A 26,946-nucleotide genomic window follows, 5' to 3' on the forward strand; every position below is an offset into this window, starting at 1 on the left:
TCAGATCGTACGATTAGCTATGATGCTAAAGAGTTAGGTGTGACAGTGAAGGTAACAGAAGTAAAAGGAAAACTCGTAGCGAGTGCCACTTATGAAGGCAATCCAGTCTTTACCAATCATTACAAGCCACAAGCCGGTAATGTCGTCTTACAAGCCGAAAAAATCCTAACAGGACGTCATTTACAAGCCAACGAATTTGCCTTTGAATTAGTGGATGAAAGCGGAAAAGTTTTACAAACTAAAAGCAATGACGCCAGCGGCCAAATCTATTTTGATGAACNTTATGATACAACAGTTTACCGAGTGACAGTAAATGTGAAAAAGCAAGCGGATAAATGGGTTACTGAGGTCGTCCAAAAAGAAGAGATTGTTTTTAACAATAAAGTGAAAGCAGCAAAACAAATTACAACGATCTTACCGGGAACCAATGACAAATTGCTGAGTGGCTGGATTGTTTTAGGCGTGTTTGTAGTAATAATTGCAGTTGGCATCTACTATACTCGCAGAAAACGTAAGCAATTCTAATTTTTAGAAAACAGGTGACAAAAAGGTAGGAAGAACATTAGAAAAGACCGCGAAAAATGAATGTTCTTTGCTTAATTTCACAAGCCCAAATAGACTTAAGAATCTTTATAAACACCTCTTTGATCAGTAAATGAGTGGTCAAAGAGGTATTTATGTTTTGAATTAAGTTCTATTCATTTAAAGAATTTGCTGCGAATTTTGTAAATGAAAGAAACAGTATTTTTAATGAGTTAGTTGCAAAAGAAATAAGCAATTAGGGATTGTTCTTTTTTTGTTTTAGTAGTATTCACTTTACAAGTGTATAAAAAAGAAGTATATTATTGACAAGTCAATTATTGATGAATCAATTAAAAGGGAGGATGAAGATGGATTTGAGAAAACTAAGCCGCTTACTTTATCAAATCAAAGTAATTAGTCAAGAAGGAACAGCTTTGTTTGAGAAAGAAACAGGCTTTAGTTTGACAAGATATGAAATGCTACTGTTTTTATTGGATAAAGGTGAATGTTTGCAAAACCATATTCAAACAGATTTAAAAATTGATCATGCTGCTATTTCTAGACATTTAAAAATTTTAGAAGAAAAAGGGTATGTTTCAAGAAAAAGAAATCCAGCCAATAATCGAGAAGTCTTTGTTTTATTGTCTGATAAGGCAAAACAAGAATTAACTCAATGTGAAAAAAAGCATCAAAAATCTGCTGGTTCTTTATGTATTTCTTTAACAGATGGAGAAATGACTGAACTAACAAAATTGTTGAACAAACTTTATTAATTATTTAATGGAGAAAGAAGAGAGAAAAAAGATGAGCAAAGAATTACTAAATAATGATTTTTCGAGTGTAGTATTTGGAAGAAAATCAATCCGTGTATATGATGAGACAGTGAAGATTTCTCATGAGGAAATGTTAGCGATGATTCAAGAAGCAACGACTGCCCCATCTTCTGTAAATATGCAGCCTTGGCGCTTTGTTGTAGTAGAAAGTGAAGAAGCAAAAGCAAAGTTAAAACCATTAATTCGTTTTAATACACGACAAAATGATACTTCTGCTGCTATGGTTATGATATTTGGCGACATGAATTGTTATGAATATGGAGAAGAAATTTATAATCAAGCGGTATTAGAAGGTAAAATGCCGCCGGAAGTTCGTGACCAGCAACTTGCTGCCATCCTTCCCTATTATCAAAACTTTACGCATCAAGAAATGAATGACGTGGTAAAAATTGATGCAAGTTTGGCTGCCATGCAATTGATGCTTGTGGCTCGTAGTCACGGGTATGACACAAATCCGATTGGTGGTTTCGAAGCAGATCAACTAGCGGAAAGTTTTGGTTTGGATAAAGAACGCTATGTTCCGGTACTGATTTTATCCATTGGTAAATCGGTAGAAGAAGGGTATGAATCGGTTCGGCTAGCACCAGAAAAAATTACAACGTTTAAATAAGTGAGTGAGAAAATAATGATCGTGATTCATGCAAAATTTTCAATTAAACTAGAAAAAAGAACGGCATTTCTTGGAGAAATTGGGCAAGTGATGAAGAGTACAAAAAAACAGGATGTTTAAGTTATTAATTGTGTGAATCAATTGATGCGAACAGTGAATTTGTGATGATTGAAAAGTGGTAGGACAGACAAGCTATTGAAGCACATAATCAAAATCCGTTGTTGCAAAAATTAGCAAAAAATATGGAATAATACAGTAATCAAAAACCAAAAATTATTCTTTCTAAGGCGGTTGATGAATCTTAGAAAGATCAAGCAAATAATCTGAGTAACAATTTGTATGATTAAATAATAAAAAAGCGATCGTTTACATGATTATGTTTTAATTTTGTAAATGAGCGCTTTTTTAGTTTTAAATAACATGTTTTATTAATATGTGTAATAGAAGATAGTTATTAAATTTTATATATTTTAGAGAAGGAGTAAACCGCAAAAGTTTATATAACAGTAAAAATTATTTGCGAAAGGAAGATTTATTAAGTATGATTAAATTATAAGAAAAGAAATATATGCAAATAATAATAACATTTTCAACAAAAAGAGGAAAAGTTTAAATAAAAAATTCCTTAACTGATTTGATCAATGAAACAAGTTTGCTTATAACGCCTCTTTTATTCTTTAGTATAAGAAAGGAAGGATTGATTTGTATAAATTAAAAACTTATAAAGTACATAGAAAAAGGATGAGCTAAAAGTTATTTTATTGTCAAATTTTCTTATAAAAGGTAATTAAAAGAGAAGTGAATTTTCCAGAAAAACTAAGGAGGTGGTTAAGAAAAACGAGAAATTAATAACTATAAAAGTATCTAAATTAAATGAAAAGAGGGAATAGAATGAAAAAGTTAATAGTAACAGGTTTGCTGGCAGCAAGTTTAAGTGTATCAAGTGGTGTAAGTTTAGAAATTGTTGAAGCGACTACTCAGGAAAATCAAGTGGCGCTACAAAAAACAAGCAAGTGCGTTCGCTCGATTATAGGAGCAGATCAGCGTTTTCGAATTTTTAATACACAAGCGACTCCTTATAACAGTGTAGTATGGATAGCTGGAGCAAGTGGTACTGTCGTTGGAAAAAATACGGTTTTAACTGCCGCACACGTGGTGAGAAGTTTTTATGATCGTCCAAGCGAGATAACAATTATTCCGGGGCGAAATGGAGAAAACGAACCTTATGGAAGATTTACCGCTCAGTCTGTGTATATTCCTCAAGAATATTTGAAAAAAGCAAACAGTAATTTTGATTATGCCGTTGTAACGGTGGCACCGAATAATGGTGAAAGCATTGGAAATAAAGTGCCAATGCTGCCAGTTGCGTTAACTAACTCGATTGCTGAGGGTACCCTTTTAAGTACGATGGGCTATCCTGCAGATAAGCCCCGTGGCACCATGTGGAAAAGCTATGGCAAAGTCGTCAGTGAAATGGACAGCAGAATAAGATATACGATGGATACTGTTGGAGGACAATCCGGCTCTCCCATCATAAATGGAAATAATGAAGTCGTAGGCGTTCACACTAATGGCTCACTTCCTTCTAATCCTAATCCAACAAATGCAGGAGTAAAAATAAACACATCCGTTTATCAAGCTATTCAAGCACATCTTTCATAAAAATACGGTTTAACTTTAAATGATGTCAAAATAAACCATTCAAAATTTGGTTAAAACTGTAAACGATTTTCTGAATTTAGCAATTTGTTTACAGTTTTATTTTTTAGATTAAAAAATAAAACTTGTTATTAAAAGTTGTACTAAAAAGATGTGAAGAACGTGAAATATAAGAGTTAAAGAGACGTATGAAAGCAAAAACACTCAACTGTTTAAATGGTTGAGTGTTTTTTTGCAGTTTTTTCCTTTTTTTCCTTGAATAAAAAAATGTTGAGTTAACAATATTTTTTTCATGTTTGTTTCAACCATCCATTTAAAGAAGCAAACTTTTATCGAACTTGCTTGCATGAATCTTAAATTTGTATGAATAATGTCTGCGATTTTTTAGGTAAGAAGACGCTAATTCTTCTTCTGTTTTTAATTTTTGCATGGTATTAGAGAGTCACCATACTATAATCAATTTGTAAGTTTTTCAGTTTAAAATATGAAATAAAATGATTCTGGAAAAGAGAAGAGAGCAATAAATAAGAAGGATCGAATTACAAATACAAATGTATAAAAAATAATCTAAATTGAGAATTTGTTGGTCTTTATGTAGATGACGGCTCTTTTGCTATATCTACGAAGAATAGGTATGCGTTTCTCAGGAGGACAGAAAATTGCAGGATAAATATGGTTTTAGTTAAAAATACTCAACGATTTTCCCAAATGTTCTCGGTTTTATCTCTGTTTTTAGAGAATTGAAAGCATTATCTAATGTTGTTGGGTTATTTATAGAAGGTTTTAAAAGACAGATAGAAACACGGCTGTCTTTCATTTACACATGACTTATAGGATTGTACTTGATATAATAAGAAAGACAAGATGATGGTTAGGAGTTAACAGATGGATACTCGATTAATGCAACAAATAAAAGCGATTTTAAAAGAATTTCCTCAATACTGGGATGGTGAAGAACTGCAAAGACCAATTGTGATTAACGATTTAAAAAGTTATGATGCACTTTTAATTTCAGCATTATTGAAAAATCAAAAGATTAGAGAGAACTATTCAGTAAAAGCTGGAGATGTCGTTATTTTTAAAGTGCAAGAATTTATTGATATTTTACGGTATAAGGATTATTGGGCAGACAGCTATACGAAATATTCAAATACAATTGGATTAACAAGTGAAGGAAAATATTTACAGTATAATACGGACGTAGTGTTGGATTTTCCTTATAAAGACTGTGTTTTAGAAGGTGGAATGACAAAAGAGGATGTCGGAAAAGAAGAAATTTTTTATAATGAAGTCATTGCAAGAGACGAAATAGACACTCTTTTCGCACCAAAAGCCTTAGTAAATGTTAAAAAATATGATGTCAAAGGGAAACATGATGTTGATTCTTTTAGTAGTGAAGATAATTTGATTATTAAAGGGAATAACTTGCTAGCTTTGCATTCATTGAAAGAACGATATGCGGGGAAAGTCAAACTAATTATTATAGACCCACCGTATTATTTTTCTAAAGAAAAAGGTAGTGATTCATTTAATTACAATTCTAACTTCAAGTTATCTACTTGGTTAACATTTATGAAAAATAGATTAGGAATAGCTTCAACATTAATGGGTGAAAATGGAACGATATTTATTGTTACTGGAGAAGAAGGATATGCATACTTAAAAATAACTTGTGATGAAATATTTGGATTGAATAAATATGTAGGTACAATTTCATGGAGAAAATCGGATAATCAAGCAAATATTGGAGAGTTTGCAAAAGTAACAGATTATATTTTAATATATAAAAAAGAAAGTGCAGCATTGTCAAAATTACCTTTGACAGAAAAAGCAAAAAAAGAGTACCGGTATTCTGATGAAAAAGGAAAATTTAGGAGAGCAATTTTACTCCATAAAACAAGAGGTAGATATATTTTTGATTTGGAAACTCCTAGTGGAAAGGTGTTAAAAGGGCCTTGGATGAAGTCAAAATCCGATATATTGAATGCAGATAAAAGAGGTGAAATATATTGGACAAAAGGTGGGGATGAACAACCTTATGGAAAAATATATTTGCATAATTCAAAAGGTCAAATAGCAAATGATTTTTGGGATACTAGTTTTGGAAGTAATCAAAGAGGTTCTGAAGAAATGATGCAATTATTTAATGGGCGAAAATTTGATTTTCCAAAGCCAGAACTATTAATAAAGAATCTTATTTCACTAGGCTCTAATGAAAATGATATAGTTTTAGACTTTTTCATGGGTTCTGCAACTACTCAAGCTGTGGCTATGAAAATGAATAGACGCTTTATTGGTATTGAACAGATGAATTATATCAATACGGTGTCTGTTCCAAGGCTTCAAAAAGTGATTGAAGGGGAACAAGGTGGTATTTCTAAAGATGTTAATTGGCAAGGTGGAGGTTCATTTGTTTATGCTGAGTTGATGGAACTGAATCAAACTTATATGGACAAAATTGACCGAGTGTCTACTCGAGAAGAATTAGTTGATTTGTGGGATGAATTGGATAATAAGGCTGATTTGAATTTCCAATTAGACAAAGAGAAACTAACCAATGAGTTATTAAAAGAATATGATGAAGAAGCAGGTTCGATTACTTTCAAGGATTTAACTTTTGAAGAACAAAAAGAAATTTTCAAAAAAGCATTAGACAAGAATCAATTATATGTGCCTTATTCTGAAATTGAAGATAAAAATGTTGTAATTTCTGATAGTGACAAAGCTTTTAATCATAGCTTTTATAATGGTGAGGAGGAATAGTCATGGCGAAAGAACGGCTATATAAATGGTTGGCTAGTCAAATGTCTAACATGTTTTATACGAGTAGTAATCCCCATGAAGTTCCTGAATACGTCAAAACGAACTTGAAAGATAAACTTCGGCATTATCAGGAAGAAGCTTTTAGAAGGTTTCAATTTATGCAAGATGATAAATTGCTTGCAGGTATTAGTGATGCAGGGTTTCAACGTAAACACCTCTTGTTTAATATGGCAACAGGTTCAGGAAAAACTATGGTGATGGCAAGTTTGATGTTGTATTTATATAAAGAATTCAATTATCAGAACTTTATTTTTCTTGTAAATACCGATGCAATTATCAAGAAAACACAAGAGAATATGTTAAATACGCAATCAAACAAGTACTTGTTTAATCCTAATGGTATTTTTATTGATGGGGAACAAATCGTGATTCAAGCAGTGGATAATTTTCCTGCTGTGAAAGATACAAATACTATTTATTTGAAATTAACTACCATTCAAAAAATTCATGGTGAATTGAATAAACCAAAAGAAAATGGTATTTCTTTGGATAGTTTGGAAGAAGAAGATATTGTTATTTTAGGAGATGAAGCCCATCATTTCAATGCCTCCACAAAGAAAGAAAAAGAACAAGAGCAGTCGTGGGAAAATACGATTAATAAAATGTTGTACTTGAGAAATAGTAATAAACTATTAGAGTTTTCGGCAACCATTAATATGGATGATAAAAATATGTCTCAAAAATACAGTGATAAAATTATCTATAAATATGATTTAGGCGAATTTATGATGGATGGTTATTCAAAAAATGTTTTACGTTTACAATCTTCAGATAATGATGATGAGAAAATGAAAGATGCTCTGTTGTTAAGCCAATATCGGAAATTGCTTGCCAGAAAGAATGGTATCCCTTATTTCAAGCCGATTATTATGTTCAAGTCTAGTAAAATCAAAGTTTCTGAACAAAAACAACAAGAGTTTAACGCAATTGTTGAGAATTTGTCTGTTGAAAGTTTATCTAAGTATATTCGACAAAGAAATACAACGGTTCCTTCAAACTCTACTTTAAGCACAGTACTTTCTTATTTTTTAAAACAAGATTTAGATAGGATCATCCGAGAAATACAAGAAGATTTTGAACCAAGAAATATTTTAAATGCGAATGAAAAGAGTCTTCTTAGTGAAGGCAATGCCGTATTACTAAATACATTAGAGAACATCAATAATCCAATTCGTGTGATTTTTGCTGTCGCAAAACTAAACGAAGGTTGGGATGTTTTGAATTTGTATGATATTGTGCGTATTTCTGAAGGAGCGGGAGTAACTAGAAACGCAACCGATAGTGAAGCTCAATTAATTGGGCGTGGTGCAAGATATTTTCCTTATGAATATAAAGGAGAGAAGGGCTATCAACGTAGGTTTGATCATGTGAATAGTGATTTACGTTTTTTAGAAACATTGCATTATCATACAATCAATGAAAAAGGTTATTTAGCTAATCTTAAAAAATCAATGGATGCTGTTAACTTGATTAGCTCTAGTGATGAAACAGTAGAGATTTATGCAACAAAATTAAAAAATTCTTTCAAAAATACAAGTATTTATAAGCAAGGAAACTTATTTATCAATGAAAGTAGAGCAACGACGCCTGAAGATTATGCGTCGTTAGATAAATTTACAATTTTAAAAGAATGGGAAACGGAATATATCGGTTCAACTGTAGAAACAGATTATCAAGGGAAAATCAGTGATGATACAGTTATCCGACGAGAATCAGAATTTTTACATGTAGATAAACGTTTCTTTAAAAAAGCGTTACAGCGAAATCCTTTTTTCCGTTTTTCTAATTTAAAAAATTATTTACCTTTGCTTGAGTCAAAAGAAGAATTAATGAATAGTCCACAGTACTTTAATGGAGTTTCTATCAAGGTTTCTCTGCCAAAAGGACAGCATATCTCTGACCTATCTGCTATTGAAAAATTAGAAATTATTGATAAGTTTTTGATGTATTGTGAAGAAAAGATTCGCAAAAACTATAAAAAAGAAATTGGTTTAAAAGTCTTTAAACCTGTTCCTATTAGAGATGTATTGAAAGATTATGAAATAGTTTCACCTAAATTTCAGACTGGTCAAGTAACGCAACATATCCTTTCTTATCCAATGAAAGGCAAAGATTGGTTTGTCTATACTCATGCGATTGTGAATGGCACAGAAAAAAAATTAGTGGATTTGATAGGAACTTTTGTCCAAACGTTAGAAAATAAATATGAAAACGTATATCTTATTCGTAACGATGAAAAAGGAATTCGTTTAAAACTGACAGAATTTAATGGACCACGAGGGTTTATGCCTGATTTTATTTTGTATCTTGAAAATGAAAATTTTAACTATCAAGTCTATATTGAGCCAAAAGGGCAGCATTTAGAATCTAATGACGCTTGGAAACAAAAAATGCTATATGAAATAAATGATTCAGATCTAGAAGTGATTGGTGAAAATGAAGAAGTTCGTTTGATCGGAATGAAATTTTATAATGAAGATAATGAACGAGAATTTATCGATGAATTATCTGAAAAGGTTAATGATGGTGAATTTTTAGATAATAAGGTTGGATTGTTTACTGAAGGATTGTAACGGATATGAACATGCAATTCTTCATTTAGTGAGAGATACAATTGTTACATGTAAATAATTAAATGAATTTCAATAAAGATTTAATTGTTATGGAAGTTTTACAGAGATACAACCCCATTAGCAATTTTATTTATGAACTTAATATCTATGGAAAAACGAAAATTTCTCTATTAATCAAAATCAAACGAAAAAAACTTCAAAAGAACGTTTAATGTACCGCTCCCTAAGCGTCGAACCAAAAATCTTGGGATATGTACATCAAAAGAGGGGCGGTACATATTATTTATTCTTTTTAGAGGGAATAAGCTTACAAAACATGTAAATATTGAATGACAAAAAAGAAGCAATTAACGAAATTTTGATAATTGACTCTAGTCTTATTGGTAAACTAAGCATTCTGTGGATAGGATCGAGCCAATCAGAATGTCTTGTGGCCTTCAAAATGATCGAGAATAAAAATAAGTCTATAAAAAAGAACAAACTAAAGGATAAAGTAGGGTGTTTCTGATATACATTGCAAGCACAACTTTTTTCATCTTCACAATTGCAACTTCTTAGTTTTAAATGAGTTAATTTGGATATTGCATTAAATGAAATAAATACAATTAATATCAACGTGATAGCTGATAAGGATATGTACATAAGAATTTTAGAAATAGGTGTTTCTGCTAGATTATCGCCAATAGCTCCAATTTGTGATAGTCCACCAAATACAGCAAAAATTATCGTGGAGAATATTCCCATCATGCTAAGAAAATCGATAGTCATTTTATCGTATTTTTCTTTATAATTGTCGGTTTGATCTTGTAAATTTGCTAAATGCGCCTGTTCGTCTTTAAGTAACTTTTTTAAATTTGATAATTCTTGCTTTTGTTTATTGTAAAGACTGTTTTTTTGACTAAGAGCTAAACTAAGATGCTCTTTTACTTTTGCTAAAGTGGCTATAGAAACTGCATCTAATTTTTTTAAATCGTTATTATTTTTTTTAAATTCAAAAATCTTGGTATAAAAACGTGTGAGTCGTTGAATAAATGCATCAGTAGCCTCTTCGTCCATATCATCTCTAAAGATTAATGTAGTTAATTGAGCGTAAGGTAAAGCTGCTGGATTGATGTTTTTTGCTAATTCGTATAAATCTTTGAAATCATTTTCTAATTTCTCTTCACCATATTTATTCATGGTATATTGTTCATATATAATTTGGATTTTTTCCACAAAAGAAGCAGGACTACTTTTGATGTAATTCTGCTCTAATTCGATTATTTCTGCTTCTTTTAAAGTATCATCACTTTTTTGCTGCATCAAGTAAATCCTCCGATGTGTAAGGTATATCACTGCGACCGTAAACTATGTGATCCTTATTTTCTTTCCAAGGTTTATGTTGATGACTTTCATCTACCAAATCAAAAACATCTTCATTAAGCAGTCTATCTATTATTCTATTTAAAAAGCGAAAATTATTATTTTCATGCTTTGATTCAAATATTTTAGACGCTCCATAGATACAATATTTTTCATAAATGCTTTCAATGACAGGTCCGTATCTCCAAACCAAAAAACTTTCATCGTAATTTTCAGTGAGCCAATTTTTATTTATGGCTCTTTCCTTCAACCCCTCAATCAACGTGAAGTAGAGTACTTTTTGAAGCTGTAAATTAGTAATTCCTACTCCTGTGCCTTGAGCACGAGCAATTACATGATCAGCTAAATCTCTCATTGTCATTTCCTCTTCCTCCATTCTAATATAAAATTATGGCATTGCATAACAACGCTAACTGCGTGTCAATATAGACTATTTCTACAAGCTAAGTATATCAACGGTTTAAGCGATCGTAAAGTATTTTAAAAAATTAGTGAGATTATTTAATTATTTTTCACATATTCTGTTGCACAAAAACTCCTTAAAAAGAGGAGTGCATAACTATAAAATTATCAAATTTCATACTGCATTTAATTTTACATTCGCTACAAAGTCATTGATCGCAATTTTGATCTTTGTATTCCTCCCAAAATTTTTGTAATTTGATTGCTTTGTCCAAATTCATGTTTAAGATTTTCGCTGCTTTTGTTCGATACAAAGAGATGTTCGATCGAGTAACGCCTGTCATTTTTTCAATTTTATAAGCAGAAATATCAGAATCTAGTAATTGTTGTATCTTGTCTGTGTCTATAATTGTCATGTAATTCCTCCAAATTTTCAGTAGTTGTTCTTGATTACATACTTATTATATAGTAGATTTAAACGAACGTCAATACATATTAACTAAAAAGTTTTATTTTTTTTTTTTTGAAATAAAAAAAAGTCCTTGGAATAGGACTTTAGAGAATTATTTGATAGTATACTTCAAATAGTCATTCCAGACTTTATATAAATCTTTGACAAATTTTTTCTGATGGGTCGTATTTAAACCAAAGCAGATGTTCATCTAGTTCGATTATCATGTTGCTCACCTCAACGAAAGTATACGAACTAATATTTGTTTTGTAAAATTAAGTCAGTTATATATATAAAGTATACAACATTAAAAAATGTATTTTTTTGAATGCCATTTATAATTATTTGACGAATTTTAGCGAAAATAAAAAATGCTCAAACCCTTGTGCAACAAGGATTTAAGCATTTAGCGAAATCTACTGAAAAATCACAATGGAGACGGCGGGAGTCGAACCCGCGTCCAAACACATCGCCACTTAAAAATCTACGTTCATAGTCAACTCATTTGAAGTTTCGCTTTACAGCTTGCCGAGTGACAGGCAGTCTGTATCGCTAGTCTGATGTTCTCTTTATCGACTTGCAGACGGAAAGTCGATACGTATCCCACTGAATTTGAGACCCTTACTCGAGCACATGGGCGATGCCGAGAGGATCTACGCCGGCTGTTTTTAGGCAGCTAAAGCGTAAGAGTTGTTTTCGTTTTTAGCAGTTATATTTAACTGTAACGTTTTAACGTAGACGTAACCTACGAAACGCAATTCAAGCTCAAACTGTGCCTGTCGAATCCGTAACGTCCCCGTATCAATCAGGACTTACGTATAATTTTTACACAAAACAAATTATAACACAAAAATGGATTTTTACAACAATAAACGTGTTAAGAAAATTTATGCAGACAATTGAAAAATAAATAAAAGTTTGAAAAATGAAGTACTTGATGGTGTAAACTAGAAAAAAATAAGAACAAAAAAAGTTATTGTGCCAACTATTTTTGTTCTTCGTAAAAAGTTAAATTAAATCAAAATGTTTTAGTGCGTGAACAATTCCGCCTTCTGTATTTTTCTTTGTTATAAAGGTTGAAAGTTCTTTTAGTTCTTCATAAGCATTTCCCATTGCTATTTTGTGGTCGCAAGCATCTAGTAGAGAAAAATCATTGGGACCGTCACCAAAGCCAAAAGTAGGAACATTGCTAAGATTCAGTTCTTGTTTTAATCGTTTTACGCCGATTCCTTTAGAAATGCCTTTTTTTACTGTATCTATAGAGTAAGGACCATTTCGGTAAAAGGTTAAATCAGGAAAATGTTCATGATAATATGCATCGCCTGATTCTGATAAAATAAGCATCATGTTGATCGGATGGTCTAAAAAAGCTTGAGAATTGATTTCTGGTACTTCTGAATGAACGTAGTTATACGCATCAATCATTGTTTGTGTATGTGCGGTACACCAAATGTGTTGATGGTTATAAAAAGCGAGTTGATGCCCTTGCAAGTTGACATGATCGAGCATTCTTTGACATTCATCGGCAGTAATTTTTTCCGAATGGATTTCCTTACCTGCTACACTGATATAAGAACCATTCATAGTGATTGCTGATGTGATATCAGAATCTAACATGATTGCCTTGATTTCTGCTTCTGTTCGTCCAGTGGCAATGACCGGCAAAATGTTGTTTTTCTTCAACGTTTGGATTGCCTGAGTCACTTCCGGTGTAATTTTTGATCGAGCATCTAGTAAAGTACCATCAAGATCGAAAAAAGTAATTCCACGATAATTTGACACGAAAAAAACTCCTTTTTTATTAGCTTACTCTTATCTTAACAAAGAATGAACAAAAGACAAACCTTTCATGAAGAATTTCTGAACATATTGGTTCAAACTCCTTTTTAGAGTATACTAGAAAGAGAGATTTTAGGAGGTTTTTTTATGATTTTTTTGACAATCGGACTCTGTTTGTCCGTCATGGGCAGTTTGTTTATTTTAGTGCCTTCTAAAGGAAATTTGCCTTTTTACGGCTATCATTCACCACGTGCTGCGCACTCAAAACGGCATTGGCGTTTAGCACAAAAAACCAGCGGAAAATATTTTTTGATTTTCGGATTACTCATGACTTTGATCGGCTATTTATTAAAGCAAACTGGACTTACAAACTACTTTATAATTGAAATGTTGATGTTAATTTTTCCAATTATGCCAATTTTTATATTAACAGAAAAAAAGTTACAACATCTTGATGATGAAATGGGAGGAAACAAAGATGAATATTTTAATGATCGAAGATAACCAATCCGTATCTGAAATGATGCAGATGTTTTTTTTGAATGAAGGATGGGAAGCCACCTTTAAATATGACGGCAAAGAAGGATTAGACGCTTTTTTAGAAAAACCACAGTATTGGGATATGATCACGCTTGATTTAAATTTACCAACAATGGATGGCATGCTAGTAGGAAGAGAAATACGAAAAGTTTCTAGCACAGTTCCTATCATCATGTTAACTGCACGTGATTCAGAAAGCGATCAAGTGATTGGCTTAGAAATGGGAGCCGATGATTATGTGACGAAACCGTTCAGCCCATTAACGTTAATTGCACGAATGAAAGCATTGCATCGTCGCAGCGAATTAGTTGAGATGAAAGAAGAACTTGCTAATTCAGATGAATATTTTGATATTCAAACGGAACATTTTAAAATGAATACAAAAACGCGTGAGGCATACTTAAATGAAGTATCTATTGAAGGTTTGACGCCTAAAGAATTTGATCTTTTATTCACATTAGCAAAAAAACCGCGACAGGTTTTTTCTCGTGAACAATTGCTTGAATTAGTGTGGGATTATCAATATTTTGGGGATGAACGAACGGTAGATGCGCACATCAAAAAATTGCGACAAAAAATTGAAAAGGTAGGTCCACAAGTCATTCAAACTGTTTGGGGCGTAGGGTATAAATTTGATGATTCTGGTGTTGCCTAATGCGGTATCTCTACCAACAATTATTAGCTTTTTGTGGAATGATCGCCATGATCATTTTAATCGTAGGCGTTTCATTTACACAGTTAACCAAACAAACTATTGAAGAAAATAACTATCAACAGCTTTTTGGTTATGCAGAGTCTGTTGAAAAGACGACTCAAACCTACACAGATATCGTTCCTCAATTGACTCAAGATCAAGCCTTTCAAAATTCATTATTATTAACAGAACAAGTTTTGTCCGAACAAAACGTTAAATTTATTTTTATTGATAAAAATGAGCGAGTGATTTATCCGACCAATGATCACATAGAACTGGATTTTTCCATTACAGCAAAGCAATGGGAGAATTTGAGAAATGGACGGCAAGTAAAATTTACATCTAATAAGAATATCCTTGGGGAAAATCAAGCTACTTCTTATGCGCTGGTTCCATTTAATTTAAATCATGAATTTTATGGGGGATTAGTTATCAGTCAACCGGCCAGAAATATTGATAACAGTGTTCGCTCGGTGACGCTGAATTTATTCAAAGGATTTATTTTTTCCAGCATCGTAGCGATTATAGCGAGTTATGCATTTGCCGCTTTTCAAGTGAAGCGGATCAATCGTTTGCGTAATGCGACCAAAGAGGTAACGAATGGAAATTTTGATGTACAATTGCCAGTTAATGATAAAGATGAATTTGATGAATTAGCCGATGATTTTAATAAAATGACTAATTCATTGAAAGAATCACAAACAGAAATTGAAGAACAAGAAAATCGTAGAAGGCAATTCATGGCCGATGCTTCTCATGAAATGCGTACCCCGTTGACTACGATTAATGGATTGCTTGAAGGGTTGGCGTATAATGCCATTCCTGAAGATCAACGGGGAAATGCGATTAAGTTAATGAAAAATGAAACGGAACGTCTGATTCGACTCGTCAATGAAAATTTAGACTACGAAAAAATTAGAACCAATCAGATTAGTATGGTCATCAAGAAGTTTGATGGAACAGAAACGCTAAAAAACATTGTCGCACAATTAGAAACAAAAGCAGAAGCAGCAGGAGATGTTTTAGTTTTAGAGGCAAAAGAAGAGACGGAAGTTTATGCTGATTATGATCGTTTCGTCCAAATTATGGTTAATATTATTCAAAATGCCATACAATTTACTGAAAATGGAACAATCACGATTTCATTAGAAAAAGGATACTTAGAAACAATTATTCGAATAAAAGATACGGGCATCGGAATGACAGAACAGCAAATGAAAAGTATTTGGGATCGTTATTACAAAGTTGATCCGTCTAGAAAAAATACGAAATATGGTGAGTCTGGCTTAGGTTTACCGATCGTTCAACAACTCGTTCGTCTCCATAAAGGAAAATTAGAAGTAGAAAGTAAAATTGGAGAAGGAACTACATTTACGGTTAAATTACCAAACATTGAAATTAAATAGCAAGAAGCTGATGCAATAATCCTTTTCAAAAAGAAAACAAGAGTAATTTTGAACGTAAAATCAAAATTACTCTTGTTTCTAAACGCTTTTCCAAGTATTTTTACTGAAAAATACTTGTTTCGTATACGCATATAAATCGTTTTTATTTTCATTTTTGGATGATCAATTAGAGGCTGCCTAACTGTTGATTTAACGGGGTGATTTGATGGATTTCTTCAACTAAAGTGCTTAGCGAAAACAGCAGTACTTGTTTCCGAAATCTTTTGTTTTATTATCTATTGGTAAAGAGGTCGATTGCATCAATATAAGATGATTGTTTAAATTTCACCATTTTAATCTTACAGTGACGAGTGCTTTTTATGTAACCAAAAATAGAAACATCAGAGAAAAATCTGATGTTTCTATTTTTTAACGTTCATCGTATAGTTTATTGACATACGGACTATGGGCGATCGCCTCATCGTGAGATAATAATAATATAGCTCTTTGTTCATTTTTTACTAAATAGGCTAATAGGTCAAGCAATTCTTGTGTTTCACTTATACTGAGTTCCTCGAACAAATCTTCGATAATGATTTCATCTTTTTTAGCTAGTAAGGCATGCAACAACTGAAGTTTGATTTTATCAAAAAGAGAAAGATGATCCGATCTTTTATTCAAAAGCACAGGGTCAATCTTCAATTCTTTTTGATAAGTTAAACGTGCTTTCTTGTCTTCTGATAAATTAAGTAATACTTGGTCTTTGACCTTTAAATAAGGAAATAGTGGCCAATTTTTTTGAACGATGATAAATCTTTTTTGAAGGATTGAGAGTGCTTGGGTTTTCAACGTATTCAATAAGACTACCTGCTTTGTTTTTGGACAAATGATAACAGTTAATTCGCCAAAAGACAGCGGAAGGTTACATGTATTCATAAGAGACCACCTTTCCTTTTTTTAAGCGTTGATAAAAAATTAAAAACTGAAAGGCACTAAGGATAAGGCTAATGATAGTCAAGATACCAACTGTCTGAAAGAAACTTTTGATTGTATCCGTGAAGAAAAGTTCATTTACAAAGTTGATTTTAAAAAAAGTTTGTTGATCCATAGGAATAGATAAACGATTCGTTGTGGATAAAATTACGTGAGTATCCGGTAATTCAAATAACTTTAGACTCCAAAAATTAGCGGTCTGTAAAACGTTTTGGTAAAAGTTTTGGAACAATACCGTCCATATAAATAAGAAAACACAACAGATTAATAAAGGTAAGATTACTTGACAAGCAATAAACAAAAAAATTCTTTCTTTAGATAATCCAGCTAAACGCCAGTTAATTAATTCAAAGCGATCTTGCTTTAAAGTCTGTTGAAAGAAAAAGATAAATACTCCTGCAAATAAAAAAAGTAAAAACAAAATTAAGTGTATATAAAATTGTTTAACAGATAAAAAAGATGGAAACCATCCAGCAAATGCAGCTGTATCTAAAAAACGAAGGCGTGCTTCAACTTGAGTATATAAAATGGCTTGTAAGTGATATAAATTACATGCAAACATCAATAAAAAAGCAATAATGCTTGAAAATAGGCAATAAAAAATTGTTTGTTTTTTATAATAAAATAAACGTGCAATGGAATAGCGAAGCATTCTCATCTTTTTCACCTCTTAATAAATTATAAAAAATGAATGTGAATAAAGTATGAAAATCGTATAGTGAAATAGGGAAAACATTTTTTCAAAGAAAAAAGAACAAATAACGCTATATAAAGCAACAGCAAAAAGCTGAAATATCACAAAAAATCAAGAAGTGATTTTTACAGAATTTCAGCTTTTTTAATAGAAAAAAGTTTGGAGAAACACCATCATTTATTTGCATCAGAAGGCAGCGCAGAATTAGCAGTCTGTGTTCCATGCAACTGTTGATACGTTTTTGTTTCATATAAATCTTGCGTAGATTGATGATTATTTTTGCTAAAGACACTCGTTGATTGATCACCTAATGCTTTTTCTGTGTCAATCAAGTGTTTCAAGCCATTTTTATAATCAAAATCGTTTGCTTCAATTACTTTTAAGCCGGTATCGGTAGAAAAGCGCAACAAATCACCATTATTAATTTTGTCCGATATAGCTAATTGTTTATTTACTTTTTCTTTTAATGAATCAATTTTATTTTGGACTTCTGGCGTTGGTTCTGTGATGGCTTCTCCTGTTTGCGTTGCATAAATTATTCCGCCATAATAAGTATATTTAGGAGTAACAAAATCCCCATCACGAAAGGCAACGATTTGTTCATGTTGTTTTGAAAACAAATCTTGTCCCAATTGATTGTAATTTTTTGTATCGATTCCTAAAAGATGAAGTAAAGTCGGTAAAGCATCTATTTGACCACCATACGTGTGATTGATTCCGCCATTAGTTTGTCCGGGAAGGTGGATCATATAAGGAACACGCTGCATTTGGGCATTATCAAAATTAGTCCAAGTGTCGCTTGTTTTGCCAACTAATTCGGCTAAAGTCTTATTTCTAGAGTTAGAAATACCATAGTGATCTCCATAAAGAACAATAACAGAATTATCATAAAGTCCGCTAGCTTTTAAATAATTGAAAAATTCTTCTACCGCTCTATCTAGATAGTTTGCTGTTGCAAAATAGCCATTGATTGTTTCATCATCGGTTGAAGCTAATGGAAAGCCAGCTTCTTCATTAGTAAATTTAGAATAAGGGTAATGATTTGATACCGCAATAAATTTTGAATAAAACGGCTGCTGTAAATGTTCTAAATATTGTACTGATTGTTGGAAAAATGGTTTATCATGTAACCCATATTGGAATGAATTGCCTTCATTAACATCATAATAAGAAGCATCGAAGAAATAATTGTAACCTAGTTTTTTATACGTTTCATTCCGATTCCAAAAAGTTCCTGCATTTCCGTGGAAAGCAGCACTCGTATATCCTTGTGTTTGGCTTAAAATATCAGGAGCTGCTTGAAAGGTATTTTTACCACCTAATTGAGTAAACAATGAGCCTTGATTTAAGCCAAACAATGAGTTTTCCATCAAAGTTTCGGCATCACTTGTTTTACCCGCTTTCACCTGATGAAAGAAATTATCAAAACTAAAAGTACTGTTGCTGTGGTATAAACGATTAAGAAAAGGAGTCACTTCATGTGAAACGCCGTTCTCATCTTTGAGCTTATAATCAATCAAAAATTGTTGAAAACTTTCTAAATGAATATAGATAACATTTCTTCCTTTTGCAATCCCAAACGTTTTATCATTTGGCTCGGCATAATGCTCTTTTACATAATTTTCGACGTCTTTCATATCGTTTGGACTTGCTTCAGCTCTTACTTGATTTGTTTGATACGTTTGGATTCCATCATAAACCGTAAAAGCATTTAGTCCTAAATATTTGACTAAATAATCTCTGGAAAACGTACGTGTCAATAATTCTGGACGATCCGCTTCTGCTAGAAACAAGTTGCCGGAAAATATCATGACAGCTAAAGTAGATAGAGCAAAAGCCATACGTGCACGAATCGGTTGAGGATCCATTTTGATTTTTTTCGTGAACAATAACATGGAAAGAACGATAAAATCGACCCAATAAAGGAGGTCATAAGGTCTAAATAAACGAATAGCACTTTCCCCCAGTCCACTTGCTACTTTTCCTGCGCCCAAAATGGTGTTGATTGTAATAAAATCAGTAAATTCACGATAATAGGTGATATTAGAAAAAAGAAGCAAGGTTAAAAGAAAATAAATAGTCATCATCGTGATATAAGCAGTCTTCGTACGTCTGATATACAAAGCAACTCCCAGTAATAATAGCGTGGTAGCAATTGGATTAATAAATAGGATAAAGTATTGTACGCCACTTTCAATACCTAAGTTAAAATCAAATAAGTAAGCAAAAATCGTTTTTATCCAAAGTAAAACAGCTAGCAAAGCGAAAAATCCAAGCCTTTTATTTAAAAAGGCGGGTGTTTTTATCCGTTTCAATGCGCTCTTCCTTTCCGCACTCTTCTTGTCTACAGAGTGTTTTGAAGTTTTATTTCCTCAAATTACATATTCTCTCCTATTCTACTCGTAGAAAAAAATAGTGTCAATTGAAATTAAAAACTTGTACTGTGGATTAATGATTTCTTTATGTCTTGTCAACACGAACGCTAAGACAGTCCACTTAATTTTTGGTATACTAATAAGTGAAAAAGATAAAGTAGGTGAGTCAATGAAAGTACAAATAACGAAAAAAGCAAGCAATCGAATAAAAAACGGCTATCCATTGATTCAAAAAGATGATTTAGTCCATTTTCAAAAAGAAACGACTCAATGGATCGAATTTGTTGATTCGCAAAATTATTTTTTAGCTAAAGGCTATTTAGGGAAACAAAATAAGGGAATTGGTTGGGTATTAAGTCCAAAAAAAGAACCTTTTAATCAATCTTTTTTTGAAAAAAAATTTACCGAGGCAAAAGCAAAACGAGCCGTTTTTTTTGATGATGCACAAACTACCGCTTTTCGTCTATTTAATGGAGAAGGAGACGGTATCGGGGGATTAATCATTGATTATTATGCGCAATTTGCTGTAGTTTCTTGGTACAATGAAACTCTTTATACGTATCGTTCGTGTCTTTTATCGGCGTTTCAACAAGTTTATTCAGACATTGAAGGGGTGTATGAAAAAATTCGTTTTGAAACAGACAAATTGCCAGAAAGTCAACACGTTTATGGCAAAACCGCTCCTGAACCTCTAATTATAAAAGAAAATAGTGTTTCTTATGCTGTATATTTAAATGAAGGGCTAATGACCGGTCTTTTTTTAGACCAAAAAGAAGTAAGAGGTGCGTTAATTGATGGATTGAGTTTAGGAAAAACTGTTTTAAATATGTTTAGTTATACAGGTGCTTTTTCTGTAGCCGCAGCGATGGGAGGCGCTTTAGAAACGACGAGTGTGGATTTAGCAAAACGCAGCTTGAAAAAAACGCAAGAACAGTTTGAAATGAATGGGCTAGATTTAAGTACACAAAAAATTATTGTAATGGATGTTTTTGAGTATTTTAAATACGCAAAAAAGAAAAACCTGACTTATAATCTAATTGTTCTTGATCCACCAAGCTTTGCTAGAAATAAAAAGAAAGTATTTCGAGTGGCGAAAGATTATGGCGAATTAGTAAAAAAAAGTTTGGCTATTTTGGCAAATAAAGGGATTCTGATTGCATCAACAAATGCCGCTAATGTAAGTGTAAAGCATTTTGAACAAATGATTGAAAAGGAATTGGTGGCAGCCAACGTTATATTTGAAAGAAAAGCACTCTATCGCTTACCTCAAGATTTTCAAACGATTGATTCTTTTCCGGAAGGAAATTATCTCAAAGTCTTTATCTATCAAATCACAAAATAAAGGAGACGGACAAATGATTCAGGTGAAAGGAGTAGATTTAGGTGCCGGGCGGCCTAAAATTTGTGCGCCGCTCATCGGTGAAACCCGAGAAGAACTTTTGCGAGAAGCCGTGCTTGCAAAAGAATCTGGTACAGATTTAGTTGAATGGCGTATTGATTATTATGAAGATGTCTTTCAAGCGGACGCTGTAATGCAGACCTTGACACTTCTCCATGAAATGCTAGAAGAGCTGCCTCTCCTATTTACCTTTCGAACATTAGCAGAAGGCGGAAAGCAAGAGATATCTATCCGTGGTTACCATGCTTTATATCAAAGCGTGGTTCATTCTGGTTTAGTTGACATGGTTGATATTGAGCTATCTAAAATTGAAAGTTTTGAAAAAGAGCGATTAGCACAAATTAGTCAGTTAAATATCCCAATAATTATTAGTACACATAACTTCAAAGAAACACCGGCTGATCCAGTATTGTTATATCAATTGAATCTGATGGAGCATTTTGGTGCAGCTATTGGAAAAATTGCTGTGACTCCTCAGAATGAACGAGACGTTTTACGTTTGATGGAGTTGACAAGACGAGCAGGTGCGTTTGTGTCCATGCCGTTGATCACTTTATCTATGGGAAAGTTAGGAATGATTTCCCGTTTGTCAGGAAATTTGACAGGCTCTGTGATGACTTTTGGTGCATTAACTCCCGAAAAAAGCACGGCTTCCGGACAAATGACAGTCAAAGAACTAAAAGAAATAATTGAATTATTAAATAGAAACGATAAAAGTTGAAGGTGAAAATGTGGCAAAAAAGAAACAAGTAAAAACCAATGCAATTCGATTACTCGAACAAAAAAAGATTGCTTATATCGAGCATGAATATGCTTGGGATGACAACCATTTAAGTGCTTCTTCAGTCGCTGAACAATTGTCTGAAAATGAAGAGCGTATTTATAAAACATTAGTAGCAGTCGGAAATAAAACAGGAACGATCGTGGCAGTCATTCCCGGAAATAAAGAGCTCGACTTAAAAAAATTAGCAAAAGTGTCCGGCAATAAAAAAGTAGAAATGCTTCATTTAAAAGAGTTAGAGGCAACAACAGGCTACATTCGTGGTGGCTGTTCACCAATTGGGATGAAAAAATTATTTCCAACTTATTTCGAACAAGCAGCTAAATCACAAGAAACGATTATTGTTTCGGCTGGAAAGCGTGGACTTCAAATGGAACTTTCGCCTCAAGATCTTTGTGTTTTAGTAAAGGGAATGTTTGCAGAGCTTGTTTTATAATAAAATGTATACGTAAAGAAATTGGGGCAGAAGGATTCACTTTGAAGGAGTTGTTTCCGTCGTTTATCTGTGTTTAGAGCGTGGAGTAAAACCATTCTTTTTTCCACGCTCTTATTAATTAAGAAACGGCTGCATGTTGTCCGGCGACATGACCTGTTGCAAAAGCAGCTGTAATATTAAATCCGCCAGTATAGCCATTAATATCCAAAAGTTCACCGGCAAAAAATAACCCGCGAACTAATTTGCTTTCTAACGTTTTAGGATTAACTTCTTTTAGTGAAACACCGCCACCTGTCACAAACGATTTTTCAATTGGAAAGGTTTTTGATATTTTAAAAGAAAAGGATTTACAAAGCTTAACAAACGCTTCAATTTCTTTTTCTGTTGTTTGAACACCGATAGATGTGAACAGATTTTTTCTTTCAAGAAAAAATGCAAGAAGACGTTCTGGTAAAAAGCCATGCCAAGCATTTGGTAAGGTTTTTTTCGATGAAATGCTTTTTTTAGTTAATTCATTTTTTAAGATTTGTACGGATTTTGTGGGGAAACAATCTAATACAACTGTGACAGGTTTACCGGTCTTTTTCAATTCGTGATTAATAAAACTTGAACATCTTAATGCAGCTGGACCAGAAATGCCAAAATGAGTAAAAAGCAGATCCATCACGTGTTCGGTGACGATTTTTCCTTCTTTATTTTGAACTTTCAAAGAAACATCTTGTAAAGACAGCCCTTGCAATGATTTGTCTTCAATGAAGGATTCTTCAGAAATTAAGGGAGACTCTGTCGCGTAAAGTGGTGTAATAGTATGACCTACTTTTTTGACAATTTTATAACCATCGCCAGTAGATCCAGTAGATGGATAAGTCCTTCCACCAGTCGTTAATATGACACGGCTGGATTGAAATTCTTCCTTTTCATTTCGTACTCCATAAATTTGATTTTTATCGTGGATCAGTTTTTCTACGCGCGTATCAAATAAAAGGGTAACGTTCAATTCATTTAATCGTTGAATGAGTGCATCAACAATCGTTTTTGATTTATTGGTGAGGGGAAACATTCTACCATGATCCTCTTCTTTTAAAGAGACTCCTTGAGCTTCAAAAAATTCCATAATGTCAAGATTATTCCATTGTGAAAAGGTACTGTATAAAAACTTGCCATTTCCGGGAATATGAGCAATCAAATCCTCCACCGATCGATTATTGGTCACGTTACATCTGCCGCCGCCAGTCATCAGTAATTTCTTTCCAGCCTTTTTATTTTTTTCAATTAAAAGAACGCTTGCGCCATATTCGGCAGCGCTGATCGCTGCCATCATGCCACTTGTACCCGCTCCGACAACGATCACGTCATAATTTTTTTTCATTTTCTCACCTCAGAGAAAGTGTAGCATATTTATTAGAAGAAAACAGAAAATGTTTTGAGCATCCAATAAAAATAGGCTAAAATGTAAGAAGATTATAAAAGGAGCGTGAAACAATGATAAATGCAACAGAGTATGTTCAATTGATTCAAGATAAACTACATCAAAAAGAGTCAGAACAAGTCGAATTTTTGCAAGCCATTGATGAATTTATGTTAGCAGCAGTGCCGTTTTTAGAAAAACATCCTGAATACATGAAAAGAAATATTTTAGGTGTATTAGTGGAACCAGAAAGAATTATTCAATTTCGAGTGCCTTGGCAAGATGATGAAGGAAACTGGCAAGTCAATCGCGGCTATCGTATCCAATATAATTCAGCAATTGGTCCATATAAAGGAGGCTTGAGGTTTCATCCCAGTGTCAATTTAAGTATTCTTAAGTTCCTTGCATTTGAACAAATTTTTAAAAATAGTTTGACTGGACTGCCGATTGGTGGTGGAAAAGGCGGCAGCGACTTTGATCCTAAGGGAAAATCAGAGGAGGAGATTATGCGCTTTTGTCAAAGTTTCATGCTTGAACTAGCTAAGCACATTGGACCATCGATGGATGTACCGGCTGGAGATATCGGTGTAGGTGCAAGAGAAATTGGCTATTTATTTGGTGAATACAAACGGTTAAAGCAATATGATGCAGGAGTTTTGACAGGTAAACCACTTGATTTTTGGGGAAGTAAGATCCGTACAGAAGCTACAGGTTATGGGGTAGTTTATTATGTTAAACATTTGTTACAAGAAGAACAAGACAGTTTTACAGGAAAAACAGTTTTTGTTTCAGGAAGTGGCAATGTGGCAATTTACGCAATTGAAAAAGCCCAAGAACTAGGAGGGAAAGTCGTTACTTGCTCAGATTCAAGTGGATACATTTATGATCCAGAAGGAATTGAGTTATCTTTATTAAAACAAATCAAAGAAGAAAAGCGACAACGTTTAACGGAATATGCAAAACGCCGTAGCTCGGCGATATATCATGCCAATGAATCTGTTTGGACATTAAAAGAACCGGCAGATATTGCGCTACCTTGTGCTACTCAAAATGAAATCAAGGAAGACAATGCTAAAATTTTAGTAGAAAATGGCGTGAAAATTATAGCAGAAGGCGCAAATATGCCTTGTACTTTGGAAGCAGTTTCTATTTTTGAAAAAGCAGGCGTATGGTATTGTCCTGGTAAAGCAGCAAATGCTGGAGGGGTAGCGGTCTCTGCATTAGAAATGAGTCAAAATTCGCAACGCTTATCATGGGAAAAAGAACAAGTAAATCAACAATTAGACGATATTATGCAAAACATTTACCAAACTTGTTGCAAAACGGCTACTGAATATGGAAATGAAAAAAATCTATTATTGGGTGCGAATGTGGCTGGTTTTGAAAAAGTGGCAAAAGTCATGTATGCGCAAGGGTTAGTTTAAAAATGAAACTTTCTTGTAAACATTAATGTTAAATGACATAATTACTTGAAAAATAATAAAAAAAAACGTAAAGTATACGTGTGTATTAATTTTTTTAGGAGGAATAAAAGATGGCACATATACAATTTGACTATTCAAAAGTTTCACCCTTTGTCAATGAACATGAATTAAGCTACATGCAAAGCCAAGTTTCGATGGCAGACAAAGTATTACGTGAAGGAACGGGTGCTGGAAGTGATTTTCGTGGCTGGATTGATCTGCCAACTAATTATGATAAAGAAGAATTTGCTCGTATTAAAAAAGCGGCTAAAAAAATTCAATCGGATTCTGAAATTCTCATAGTTATCGGAATTGGTGGATCGTATCTAGGTGCTCGCGCAGCAATCGAATTTTTACACCATACCTTCTATAACTACTTAGATAGCAACAAACGTCAAGCCCCTCAAATCTTCTTTGCAGGAAATTCAATCAGTTCTACTTATCTTGCTGACTTGATTGAAGTGATCGGTGATCGCGATTTTTCAGTAAATGTTATTTCAAAATCAGGAACAACGACTGAACCTGCCATTGCATTTCGTGTTTTCAAAGAATTACTAATTAAAAAATATGGGCAAGAAGAAGCCAACAAACGTATTTATGCTACAACGGATAAAGCAAAAGGTGCTGTTAAAGTTGAAGCGGATGCACAAGGATGGGAAACATTTGTTATTCCAGATGATGTAGGTGGTCGTTTTTCCGTTTTAACCGCAGTAGGGTTATTACCAATTGCTGTTAGTGGAGCAGACATTGATGCGTTGATGCAAGGAGCTTCTGATGCGAGTAAAGCATATTCAAGTGATAAATTAGAAGAAAATGAAGCTTATCAATATGCTGCAATGCGCAATATTCTTTATCGGAAAGGAAAAGTAACGGAATTATTGATCAACTATGAACCAGGAATGCAATATTTTTCAGAATGGTGGAAACAGTTGTACGCCGAATCAGAAGGGAAAGATCAAAAAGGAATTTATCCTTCAAGTGCAAACTTTTCAACGGATTTGCATTCATTAGGGCAGTACATTCAAGAAGGACGCCGCAACATGTTTGAAACAATCATTAAAGTTGAAAAGCCCCGTCAATCTGTTAGAATTCCTGAGCAATCTGAAGACTTAGATGGATTAGGTTACTTACAAGGAAAAGAAATTGATTTTGTCAATACTAAAGCGTTTGAAGGAACACTGTTGGCTCATACTGATGGGGGAGTGCCAAACTTATTGGTTCGCATTCCAGAAATGAATGCCTATACATTAGGTTATACGATGTACTTCTTTGAAATTGCGGTAGGTATCTCAGGCTACTTAAATGGAATCAATCCGTTTGATCAACCGGGAGTGGAGGCTTATAAGAAAAACATGTTTGCACTCTTAGGAAAACCGGGCTTTGAAGATCTTGCCAAAGAATTGAACGAACGTTTGTAAGATAAGGACTTTTTACTAATTTTCAAAAAAAGTGATAGTAACATGTTTGCTTAAAAATGAAACTAGTGATAGTGAACTAAAAAAAAGCACTCAATTTGAGTGCTTTTTTATTATCGTCTTTAGACCTAGTTGAGCTCGCAAAGCGAGGGAAACATAAAACCACCTGCTATGCAGGTGGGGAACAAAAGGTTCTACCAAAAAGCCCTTTCAATCGTTAAAATATGGTTGTTCAGGTCATATTTTAACGATTGAAAGGGCTAAGAAATGGCTACTAAAGCAAATAGTTTAGCCCATACAAAGTGGCTATGCAAATGCCACTTTGTATTCACACCAAAGTATAGAAGAA

At 33.2% G+C, this 26,946-nt stretch carries 22 protein-coding genes, 1 other RNA gene and 1 pseudogene; 15 read left to right on the forward strand and 9 right to left on the reverse strand.

Annotated elements, in window-relative coordinates; translation table 11 throughout:
- Nucleotides 1-12: 12 nt before the first annotated feature.
- From RV14_RS12785 to RV14_RS10270, 6 genes are all read left to right on the forward strand, one after another.
- Nucleotides 13-280, forward strand: a 268-nt coding sequence (locus tag RV14_RS12785; protein ID WP_281245808.1) for a Spy0128 family protein, incomplete at its 3' end; no start/stop codon positions are given.
- Between the two features lie 610 nt (nt 281-890).
- Nucleotides 891-1,295: a MarR family winged helix-turn-helix transcriptional regulator gene (locus RV14_RS10245; protein ID WP_071856165.1), complete on the forward strand. Its 405-nt coding sequence runs from the start codon at nt 891-893 to the stop codon at nt 1,293-1,295.
- Between the two features lie 31 nt (nt 1,296-1,326).
- The gene (locus tag RV14_RS10250) at nt 1,327-1,965 is read left to right on the forward strand and encodes a nitroreductase family protein (protein ID WP_071856166.1); all 639 of its coding nucleotides are present in this window, start codon (nt 1,327-1,329) and stop codon (nt 1,963-1,965) included.
- A gap of 891 nt (nt 1,966-2,856) precedes the next feature.
- A complete protein-coding gene (locus RV14_RS10260; RefSeq protein WP_084650374.1) occupies nt 2,857-3,627 on the forward strand; it encodes a trypsin-like serine peptidase in 771 nt (256 codons plus the stop codon).
- An 882-nt stretch (nt 3,628-4,509) separates the two neighbouring features.
- The gene (locus RV14_RS10265; RefSeq protein ID WP_071856168.1) at nt 4,510-6,387 is read left to right on the forward strand and encodes a site-specific DNA-methyltransferase; all 1,878 of its coding nucleotides are present in this window, start codon (nt 4,510-4,512) and stop codon (nt 6,385-6,387) included.
- Nucleotides 6,388-6,389: 2 nt separating this feature from the next.
- Nucleotides 6,390-9,020 (forward strand): DEAD/DEAH box helicase family protein, encoded by a 2,631-nt coding sequence (locus RV14_RS10270; protein ID WP_071856169.1) that lies wholly within the window; start codon nt 6,390-6,392, stop codon nt 9,018-9,020.
- Between the two features lie 279 nt (nt 9,021-9,299).
- Here the strand turns inward: RV14_RS10270 and RV14_RS10275 are convergent, their stop codons facing one another.
- The 5 genes from RV14_RS10275 to RV14_RS10295 all read right to left on the reverse strand — a co-directional run bounded on the left by RV14_RS10275 (nt 9,300) and on the right by RV14_RS10295 (nt 13,017).
- Nucleotides 9,300-10,322 carry a hypothetical protein gene (locus RV14_RS10275; protein ID WP_071856170.1) on the reverse strand — a complete coding sequence of 341 codons (1,023 nt, stop codon included), beginning with the start codon at nt 10,320-10,322 and terminating at the stop codon, nt 9,300-9,302.
- Nucleotides 10,306-10,743 (reverse strand): Panacea domain-containing protein, encoded by a 438-nt coding sequence (locus RV14_RS10280; protein ID WP_071856171.1) that lies wholly within the window; start codon nt 10,741-10,743, stop codon nt 10,306-10,308. Before RV14_RS10280 ends, RV14_RS10275 begins: the two co-directional genes overlap by 17 nt.
- 250 nt (nt 10,744-10,993) lie before the next feature.
- Nucleotides 10,994-11,200, reverse strand: a complete 207-nt coding sequence (locus RV14_RS10285) for a hypothetical protein (RefSeq protein WP_071856172.1) — start codon at nt 11,198-11,200, stop codon at nt 10,994-10,996.
- Between the two features lie 465 nt (nt 11,201-11,665).
- Nucleotides 11,666-12,033: a transfer-messenger RNA gene (gene ssrA / locus RV14_RS10290) on the reverse strand.
- A gap of 210 nt (nt 12,034-12,243) precedes the next feature.
- Nucleotides 12,244-13,017 carry a Cof-type HAD-IIB family hydrolase gene (locus RV14_RS10295; RefSeq protein ID WP_071856173.1) on the reverse strand — a complete coding sequence of 258 codons (774 nt, stop codon included), beginning with the start codon at nt 13,015-13,017 and terminating at the stop codon, nt 12,244-12,246.
- A gap of 144 nt (nt 13,018-13,161) precedes the next feature.
- Between RV14_RS10295 and RV14_RS10300 the strand changes: the two genes are divergently transcribed.
- From RV14_RS10300 to RV14_RS10310, 3 genes are read left to right on the forward strand one after another with little or no spacing between them, the layout of a single operon-like run.
- Nucleotides 13,162-13,518, forward strand: coding sequence for an SdpI family protein (locus RV14_RS10300; RefSeq protein ID WP_071856174.1), 357 nt, complete (start codon nt 13,162-13,164; stop codon nt 13,516-13,518).
- Nucleotides 13,493-14,209, forward strand: coding sequence for a response regulator transcription factor (locus RV14_RS10305; RefSeq protein ID WP_071856175.1), 717 nt, complete (start codon nt 13,493-13,495; stop codon nt 14,207-14,209). The genes RV14_RS10300 and RV14_RS10305 overlap by 26 nt, the downstream gene beginning before the upstream one ends.
- On the forward strand, nt 14,209-15,654 hold the full coding sequence (locus RV14_RS10310; RefSeq protein WP_071856176.1) for a sensor histidine kinase: 1,446 nt from the start codon (nt 14,209-14,211) through the stop codon (nt 15,652-15,654). Before RV14_RS10305 ends, RV14_RS10310 begins: the two co-directional genes overlap by 1 nt.
- Before the next feature lie 408 nt (nt 15,655-16,062).
- On the opposite strand, the gene RV14_RS10315 is transcribed toward RV14_RS10310, so the two are convergent.
- From RV14_RS10315 to RV14_RS10325, 3 genes are all read right to left on the reverse strand, one after another.
- Nucleotides 16,063-16,569, reverse strand: coding sequence for a hypothetical protein (locus RV14_RS10315; protein ID WP_071856177.1), 507 nt, complete (start codon nt 16,567-16,569; stop codon nt 16,063-16,065).
- Nucleotides 16,556-17,284 carry a hypothetical protein gene (locus RV14_RS10320; protein ID WP_071856178.1) on the reverse strand — a complete coding sequence of 243 codons (729 nt, stop codon included), beginning with the start codon at nt 17,282-17,284 and terminating at the stop codon, nt 16,556-16,558. Before RV14_RS10320 ends, RV14_RS10315 begins: the two co-directional genes overlap by 14 nt.
- Nucleotides 17,285-17,493: 209 nt before the next feature.
- Nucleotides 17,494-19,635, reverse strand: coding sequence for an LTA synthase family protein (locus RV14_RS10325; RefSeq protein ID WP_071856179.1), 2,142 nt, complete (start codon nt 19,633-19,635; stop codon nt 17,494-17,496).
- Nucleotides 19,636-19,864: 229 nt separating this feature from the next.
- On the opposite strand from RV14_RS10325, the gene RV14_RS10330 reads away from it, so the two are divergent.
- From RV14_RS10330 to ybaK, 3 genes are read left to right on the forward strand one after another with little or no spacing between them, the layout of a single operon-like run.
- A complete protein-coding gene (locus tag RV14_RS10330; protein WP_071856180.1) occupies nt 19,865-21,037 on the forward strand; it encodes a class I SAM-dependent rRNA methyltransferase in 1,173 nt (390 codons plus the stop codon).
- A 13-nt stretch (nt 21,038-21,050) separates the two neighbouring features.
- Nucleotides 21,051-21,815 (forward strand): type I 3-dehydroquinate dehydratase, encoded by a 765-nt coding sequence (gene aroD, locus RV14_RS10335; RefSeq protein ID WP_071856181.1) that lies wholly within the window; start codon nt 21,051-21,053, stop codon nt 21,813-21,815.
- A gap of 10 nt (nt 21,816-21,825) precedes the next feature.
- Nucleotides 21,826-22,311 (forward strand): Cys-tRNA(Pro) deacylase, encoded by a 486-nt coding sequence (gene ybaK / locus RV14_RS10340; RefSeq protein WP_071856182.1) that lies wholly within the window; start codon nt 21,826-21,828, stop codon nt 22,309-22,311.
- 118 nt (nt 22,312-22,429) lie between these two features.
- On the opposite strand, the gene RV14_RS10345 is transcribed toward ybaK, so the two are convergent.
- Complete coding sequence (locus tag RV14_RS10345; RefSeq protein WP_071856183.1) at nt 22,430-23,680, reverse strand: BaiN/RdsA family NAD(P)/FAD-dependent oxidoreductase; 1,251 nt, start codon at nt 23,678-23,680, stop codon at nt 22,430-22,432.
- A gap of 113 nt (nt 23,681-23,793) precedes the next feature.
- Between RV14_RS10345 and gdhA the strand changes: the two genes are divergently transcribed.
- From gdhA to RV14_RS10360, 3 genes and pseudogenes are all read left to right on the forward strand, one after another.
- Nucleotides 23,794-25,143, forward strand: a complete 1,350-nt coding sequence (gene gdhA, locus RV14_RS10350; RefSeq protein WP_071856184.1) for an NADP-specific glutamate dehydrogenase — start codon at nt 23,794-23,796, stop codon at nt 25,141-25,143.
- Between the two features lie 110 nt (nt 25,144-25,253).
- Complete coding sequence (locus tag RV14_RS10355) at nt 25,254-26,600, forward strand: glucose-6-phosphate isomerase (RefSeq protein WP_071856185.1); 1,347 nt, start codon at nt 25,254-25,256, stop codon at nt 26,598-26,600.
- A 264-nt stretch (nt 26,601-26,864) separates the two neighbouring features.
- Nucleotides 26,865-26,946: pseudogene (locus RV14_RS10360) on the forward strand (IS200/IS605 family transposase); the annotation flags it as partial.

The sequence above is a fragment of the Enterococcus ratti genome (genome assembly GCF_001886195.1).
GTDB classification, from domain to species: Bacteria; Bacillota; Bacilli; order Lactobacillales; family Enterococcaceae; genus Enterococcus_B; species Enterococcus_B ratti.